The organism is Kitasatospora sp. NPDC002965 (genome assembly GCF_040611255.1).
Taxonomy (GTDB): Bacteria; Actinomycetota; Actinomycetes; order Streptomycetales; family Streptomycetaceae; genus Kitasatospora.
Window position 1 is genome coordinate 24,797 of sequence record NZ_JBEXNT010000114.1, and the last position, 7,311, is coordinate 32,107.

At 74.0% G+C, this 7,311-nt stretch carries 4 protein-coding genes; 2 read left to right on the forward strand and 2 right to left on the reverse strand.

Annotation, left to right across the window (positions count from 1 at the left end):
* Positions 1-285 precede the first annotated feature (285 nt).
* A complete protein-coding gene (locus tag ABZY91_RS32255; RefSeq protein ID WP_355406535.1) occupies positions 286-2,964 on the forward strand; it encodes a glycoside hydrolase family 97 catalytic domain-containing protein in 2,679 nt (892 codons plus the stop codon).
* Positions 2,965-3,227: 263 nt separating this feature from the next.
* The gene (locus ABZY91_RS32260) at positions 3,228-4,058 is read left to right on the forward strand and encodes a hypothetical protein (protein ID WP_355406537.1); all 831 of its coding nucleotides are present in this window, start codon (positions 3,228-3,230) and stop codon (positions 4,056-4,058) included.
* A 98-nt stretch (positions 4,059-4,156) separates the two neighbouring features.
* Here the strand turns inward: ABZY91_RS32260 and ABZY91_RS32265 are convergent, their stop codons facing one another.
* A complete protein-coding gene (locus ABZY91_RS32265) occupies positions 4,157-5,986 on the reverse strand; it encodes a glycoside hydrolase family 15 protein (protein WP_355406539.1) in 1,830 nt (609 codons plus the stop codon).
* 109 nt (positions 5,987-6,095) lie between these two features.
* Positions 6,096-6,956 carry a helix-turn-helix domain-containing protein gene (locus ABZY91_RS32270; protein ID WP_355406541.1) on the reverse strand — a complete coding sequence of 287 codons (861 nt, stop codon included), beginning with the start codon at positions 6,954-6,956 and terminating at the stop codon, positions 6,096-6,098.
* Positions 6,957-7,311: the final 355 nt, after the last annotated feature.

The window sequence follows — 7,311 nt, forward strand, 5'->3', positions numbered from 1 at the left end:
TTTCCGGCGTCCCCATCGCCCGTGCCGCGCAAGCCAGTTGATCCACTCGCGGCACGGCCCACCGCCCCGTGCGCTCAGGCGGCGTCACCGACTCGCACGACGCCGCCGCCCGCTCCGCCGAAGCCGGCCACCCCCGTCAGGTTGGAGATCCCACCATGCACGCCGCACCAGGGGTGCGGCTCGGCGTCCGTCGGACCCCCGCCGTCGCCGCCCCGGCGCTCGGCGCGCCGGGCTGCCCCTCGCCCGGTCATCCGTACCCCGCACCGAAAGCAGGGACCGATCCGCATGAAGAGTTTCCCGTCCGGAGTCCTGCCCGCACTGGCCGCGGTCGTGGCCGCGCTCATGGGAGTCGCCGTCCTCGCGCCCGCCACCGCCCGGGCGGCCGGAACGGCGCAGACGTGGAGCGTCGGGCAACCCGGGTCCACCTCGGGCCCGAGGATCGCCGCGCTCGTCGCGCTCGACGACCGGGGCGCGCTGACCCTCGGGGTGAAGCGCGGTGACACCACCGTGCTGGAGGCCGCGCCGCTCGGCCTGGTGACCGACCGGGCCGACCTGTCCACCGGTCTGAGTCCGCAGAGCCGCACCGACCGCCTCGTCCACGAGTCCTACCGCGCCACCACCGGCAAGCGTCTGGACCGCGCCACGACCATGACCGAGGCCCGGTTCTCGTTCACCGGCGGCCGAGGAACCCGCGTCGACCTCGTGGTCCGGGTCTCCGACCAGGGTGTGGCCTACCGCTACGACCTGCCCACGACCACCGGCGGCAGGGTCGAGCGCGAGGTTTCCGCCTTCCAGTTGCCCGGCGACGCCACCGCCTGGCTCACCCCGTACGCTCCCGGCCACGAGAAGCACCACGGCCGGACCACGGCGTCCGGCGCGGCCACGGGCTCCTTCGGCTACCCCGCGCTGTTCCAGGTCCGCGACGACTACGTCCTGCTCTCGGAGTCCGGCGTCGACGGCCGCTACGCCGCGAGCCGGCTCGACCACACCGCGGGAAGCGGCCGGTACGCGCTGAAACTGGACGACACCGACGTCGACGTCGACGGCCCGCTGACGACCCCCTGGCGCACCGCGACCGTCGGTGACCTCCCCGGCGTGACGGGGTCGACGTTCACCGACGACCTAGCGCCGCCCGCCCGGATCACCGACACCTCCTGGATCCGGCCCGGAAAGGTCGCCTGGTCCTGGCTCGCCGGGGCCCGCGGCGTCCAGGCCGACTTCGAGGCGCAGAAGGCGTTCGTCGACTACTCCGCCGCCCACGGCTGGCCGTACTCGGTCGTCGACGACGGCTGGGCGGGTCAGTCGTGGGTGCCGGACCTCGTGCGGTACGCGAAGGAGCGCGGCGTCGGGATCATGCTCTGGATGCACTGGACGGACCTCGACACCGCGGCCGAGCGGGACACCGTCCTGACCCGGATGAACGAGTGGGGCGTGGTCGGACTGAAGATCGACTACATCGAGTCGGAGACCCAGGCCCAGTTCCGGTGGTACGACGACATCCTGAAGGCGACCGCCGACCACCGGCTGATGGTCACGCTCCACAGCTCCACCATCCCCAACGGGATGCAGCGCACCTGGCCGCACGTCGTGACCATGGAGGCCGTCCGCGGAGCGGAGTACAAGGGGGCGTCCATCGGCGACATGACCACCATCCCCTTCACCCGCAACGTCGTCGGTTCCATGGACTACACCCCGATGGACCTGCAGCGCAGCGGGCACCCGAACTCGGAGGCCTCCGAGGTCGCGCTGACCGTGGTCTACGAGTCGGGCTTCCAGCACCTGGCCGGCTCGCTGGAGGTCTACCGTCAGCGCCCCGAGGCGGAGCGCTTCCTGGAGCAGGTGCCGACCGTCTGGGACGACAGCGTGCTGGTGTCCGGCCGGCCGGGCGAGGGCGCGGTCTTCGCCCGCCGCAGCGGCGATCGCTGGTTCCTCGGGTCGATCGCCGCGGGCCCGGCGCACACCGAACGGGTGCCCCTCGGCTTCCTCGGCAGCGGGGGCGGCAGCCGGCTCGTCGAGGTGGTCCGCGACGGCGCGAAGGGGCTCGTCCGCGAGAGCCGGCGGGTCCGCTCCACGGATGTCCTCGACGTCCCCGTGCCCGCCAACGGCGGCTTCGCGGCGATCGTCTGCGCCGATCTCCCCGGCCGCACCGCCTGCGACGAGCCCGTGGAGCGCGTCGCCCCGGCCACGCTGACCCTGTCCTCGCCGAAGGCCGAGGTCGAGCCGGGCGCCGCCACGCGGATCGACGGACGCTTCACCGTGGACCGGTACGGCCCCGTGACCGACGTCTCCGTGCAGATCGACACCCCGGCGGGGTGGCGGGCCGTGGGGACCGGCACCACCGCGGCCTCGCTGTCGGCCGGTGAGGCCGTCACTCCGAGCTGGACGCTCACCGCTCCCGCGGACGCGGCCCCCGGGACCGGCCACGACCTCGTGGTCACCGCCCGCTACCAGGTCGTCCGGGGCGGGACCACGAGCGTCGTCACCAAGCAGCGCACGGTCCGGGTCTTCGTCCGTCACCCCGGTGTCGTCTACGTCAGCGAACTCCCCTTCGCCGCCCAGACCGCGGGTCACGGCCCCGCCGAACGCGACACCTCCAACGGCGAGTCCGAAGCGGGTGACGGCAGGACCCTGCGGATCGGTGGCAGGGCCTTCGACAGGGGCCTCGGGATGCACGCCAACGGCTCCGTCACCGTCCGGCTCGGCGGCGCCTACCGGCGCTTCACCGCGCTGGTCGGTCTGGACGACGAGGTCGCCGCCGGTGGGCGGGGCAGTGTCGTCTTCGAGGTCGTCGCCGACGGCAGGGTCGTCGCCACCACACCGGTGACGACCGCGCAGAGCCCCGCCCGCAGCATCGACGTCGACACGTCCGGGGTCACCGAGCTCACGCTCCGGGTGACGGACGCCGGTGACGGCCGCTCGTTCGACCACGCCGACTGGGCCGACGCCCGCTTGACCAGGAACTGACCGACAACCCGACCTGCACCGACCTGCACCGACCGGGATCCTGACGCCGGCCCGGCCGTTCCGCAGCAGACCGTCCCGCCGCCCCGGCACCGGGCAGGCGGGACGGTCGTCGGCGGCCCCGGGCGGCCCCGGGCGGCCCCGGGCGGCCCCGGGTGACCCCGACGGAGTGCCCGGATCGCCCGGCCGCACCGGGCGAAGCTCCGGCCGACCATTTTCTGTTATGCCAATTGAAACATCATTAAATGCGCGCCTAGGGTCCTGCCATGGAGGAGCGCAGGGGGCGCGGTCGGCCCCGGAAGAACCCGGAACAGCTCGCGCGATGGACACCGCCCGAAGGCTGGTCCCGACTGGTCGCCTGGATCTCGCCCGAGGAGAAGAAGGCGCTGAAGCGCGTCGCCGTCGAGGCCGAGGTCTCGGTCGCGGACCTGGTCCGCGCGCTGGCGGGCGGCCTGGCGGCCGGTGCCGTCACCCACGAGGAACTGCTCGGTCACGTCAGGAAGGGCATGCAGGTCATGGAGAAGATCCCCACGTTGTTCGAGCGGGACGCCGACTTCCGGGTCGTCGACCGGCCGCAGGCGTCGTGCGCATGGGTGTTCGACGGCGAGGGGGCCCCGACGGAGAAGCTCGACGGAACCAACGTCCGCCTCACCGTCCGGGCCGGCCGGCTGGTGCGGGTGGAGAAGCGGCGCAACCCGAGCAAACTGCAGAAGAGCCAGGGGATCAAGGACGGCTGGTACGTCGACACCGCCGAGGACGCGGCGGAGGACAAGTGGGTCCTCACCGCAGCCCGCAACACCGACGTCACGTCGTGGCCGGACGGCGAGCACTCCTGCGAGGCGCTCGGCCCCCGCATCCAGGGCAACCCGCTGCTGCTGGACGACCACCGGTGCGTGCCGTTCAACCTGGAGGCGCCGGTCTTCCAGGGCGTGCCGCGCGACTACGCCGGCCTGCGCGACCACCTCGCCGAACTGGAGAGCCGCTTCGCCCCCGGCACCCTGGCCGAGGGCATCGTCTTCCACCACCCCGACGGTCGCCGCGCCAAGATCAAGCGCAAGGACTTCCCGGTCCTCGCCGGGCTCGGGGTCGCCCCGTAACCCACCGGTCGCGGCGGCGGGCCCGCCCTCGTCGTCCTCCACCGCCTCGACGCCCGGGGCGCGCCGGCACCGCTCGCCGACGGGGACGTCGGGCGTGGTCAGCCGGACCGGCGGTCCAGGGCCTCGTCGAGGGTGCAGGCCGCCATGATGAGCGACAGGTGGGTGAACGCCTGCGGGAAGTTGCCGAGCTGCTCGCCGCTGGGCCCGATCTCCTCGGCGAACAGGCCGACGTGGTTGGCGTAGGTGTGCATCTTCTCGAAGGTGTACCGGGCCGGTCGCAGGCGTCCGGCCCGGGCCAGCGCGTCCACGTAGAGGAAGGTGCAGAGGCTGAAGGTGCCCTCGGAGCCGCGCAGCCCGTCCGGGGAGGCCGCCGGGTCGTAGCGGTAGACGAGGCTGTCGGAGACCAGGGTGCGGTCCATCGCGTCGAGTGTGGACAGCCAGGACGGGTCCCGGGGCGAGACGAAGCCGACCCGGGGCATCAGGAGCAGCGAGGCGTCGAGCACGGCGTCGCCGCCGTAGTGCTGCACGTAGGCCCGGTCCTCCTCGCTCCAGCCGCGCTCCATGACCTGGAGCAGGACGGCGTCGCGGGCCTTCGTCCAGCGGTCGGTGTCGGCGGGCCGGCGGAAGGCGTCCGCCAGGCGCAGGCCGCGGTCGAAGGCGGCCCAGCACATCACCCGGCTGTAGGTGAAGTCCTGCCGGCCGCCGCGGGTCTCCCAGATGCCCTCGTCGGGGCGGTCCCAGGAGTCGGCCAGCCAGTCCAGGGTCCGGGTGAGCACCTTCCAGCCCCGGTAGCCGGCCTGGGTGGCGATCTCGCGGCCCTCCGACAGGGCGTACATGGCCTCGCCGTAGATGTCGAGCTGCAACTGGTCGGAGGCCGCGTTGCCGAGCCGTACGGGCGCGGAGCCGAGGTAACCCTCCAGGTGGCCGAGGATCTCCTCGGTCAGCAGCGGTTCGCCGTCGACCCGGTACATGATCCGGAGCGGCTCGCTGCCCTGCCCCGTCGCCTCGTGCAGCCGGTCACCGAGCCAGTGCGTGAAGGCGGTGGCCTCCTCGACGAAACCGAGGTCGAGCAGGGCCCGGACGGAGAGCGAGCCGTCCCGCACCCAGGTGTAGCGGTAGTCCCAGTTGCGCTCGCCCCCGACCTGCTCCGGCAGGCCCATGGTCGCGGCCGCGACCGGCGCGCCGGTGGGGGCGTAGGTGAGCAGCTTGAGGGTGATGGCGGAGCGGTTGACCATGCCGGGCCAGCGCCCCCGGTAGTTGGAGCCGTGGACCCAGCGCTGCCAGAAGTCGGCGACCTCCCAGAGCTGCTTCGTGATCCCGTCGACGGTGGGCGGCGGGGGCGGCGGCGGGTTCTGGCCGTCGGCGTCGCAGACGGTCAGGATGACCGCGGCCGACTCGCCGACGCTCAGCGTGACGGCGCCCCGCAGGTCGTCGCCGTCCCGCTCGACCGGGAAGGTGCTCTGGAGGTACGCGCAGACGCCCGGTGCGCGGAAGGCGGCGATCTCGGGGCGGAGGTCGAGGGAGTGGGTGGCCCGGCCGTAGTCGAACCGGGGACGGCACTCCATGGCGAAGCGCACGGTGCCGCGCACGCTGCGCACGGTGCGGACCAGGGCGTGCCGCCCGCTCGGGATCCGTCCGGCGTCCGGCGGCATCCAGTCGATGACCTCGCCCACCCCGTCGGGCGACATGAACCGGGTCACCAGGACGGCGGTGTCCGGGTAGTACAGCTGCTTGCAGGTGGCGTCCGGATTGACGTCCGCGAGCCTGAAGTAGCCGCCGCGGTCGTGGTCCAGCAGCGCTGCGAAGATGCTCGGGGAGTCGAACCGGGGAGCGGCGAACCAGTCGACGACGCCCCGCGAGGTCACCAGCGCGGCACACTGGAGGTCGCCGATCAGGCCGTGCTCGGCGATGGGCGGGTAGCGGTCCATGTGCGGTCCAAGGTCTGGGCGATCCCTTGGTCTCACTATCGGCCAGGACCGGCGGACGCGCCCGTTGCGGCCGGCGTGCCGCGAACCGGGAGCCCCGGCGACCGGGTCCTCAGCCCGCTGCCGGAGCGGCGGCGGGAGCGCCGGCCCGGCTGGTCAGCGCCGCCATCCGCAGGTGCCCGACGGCGTCGGCCGGGGTGAGCAGCAGCACCAGGGCCGACGGGTCGTCCACCGGGTGGAACGAGGAGAGGGCCAGCCGGACGGGTCCGGTGCCGGTCGGCTCCACGGTGATGGTGCGGGCGGTCAGGTCCGCCACCGAGTGGCATCCCCACCAGTGCCGCAGTTCCGGCGCGTCCGCGTCCAGGTGCCGGTAGACCTCCTCCGTCCGGGAGTCCGCGAGGGCCGGCCCGGCCTGTGCGCGGAAGTGCTGGAAGACGTTCATGGCCAGCGGCTCCCAGTCGTGCAGGACCTCGCGTAGCCTGCGGTCCACGGCCATCAGCCACATCAGGTTGCGCCGGTCCGCGGGCACGGCCTCGGGCGGGCCCCACAGCACGGCCCACGCGGTGTTCCAGCCGAGCAGGTCGAAGTGGCGGTCGACGAGCACGGCCGGGCTGGCCGGCCAGGAGTCGAGCACGGGCTGGACGGCGGCGGCGAGCCGGTCCGTCCCGGGGCCGTCGTGGGCGGCGGCGTCGTGGTGGCCCGCCAGCCGCATCGCGTAGCGGAGCCCGGCCGGGTCGAGCCGCAGCGCCCGGGCGACGGCCTCCAGCACCTGCCGCGAGGCGGGCACCCGGCCCTGCTCCAGCCAGGTGTACCAGGCGAGTCCGACGCCGGCCATCGAGGCGACCTCCTCGCGGCGCAGCCCCGGGGTGCGGCGGCGCGTGGTCGGGGTCAGCCCCACGTCGGCGGGCTTGAGGAGGTCGCGGTGGGCGCGCAGGAAGGCGCCGAGTTCCGCGCCGGCGACGGGGGTTGACACGGGTTCTGCTCCTCGGAGGGGCGTACCGCGGGCGGCCGCCGGGAATGGGTCGTGAGGAGGGGCGCCGGCGCGGGGGAGCGGGCGGAGGCCCGGGGGTCAGCGCGCGGCGCGCGGACGACAGAGCTCGTCGAAGCACCTGCGGTGCCACGAGCCGCCGATGCCGGCCAGGGTGAAGCCGGTCCGCCGATACGCCATGGCGCCACCCTAGGACCGGGGATCGCCGCTGGTCAAGGGCAGGACCGGGCCCCCGGCGGGCCCGGCCGCGACGGTCACGGACGGGCACCGGACGAGTACCGGACGGGCCCCGGACGAGGCTCCGACGGGCGCCGGACGGCCCGCCGGGGGCGGCGCCGCC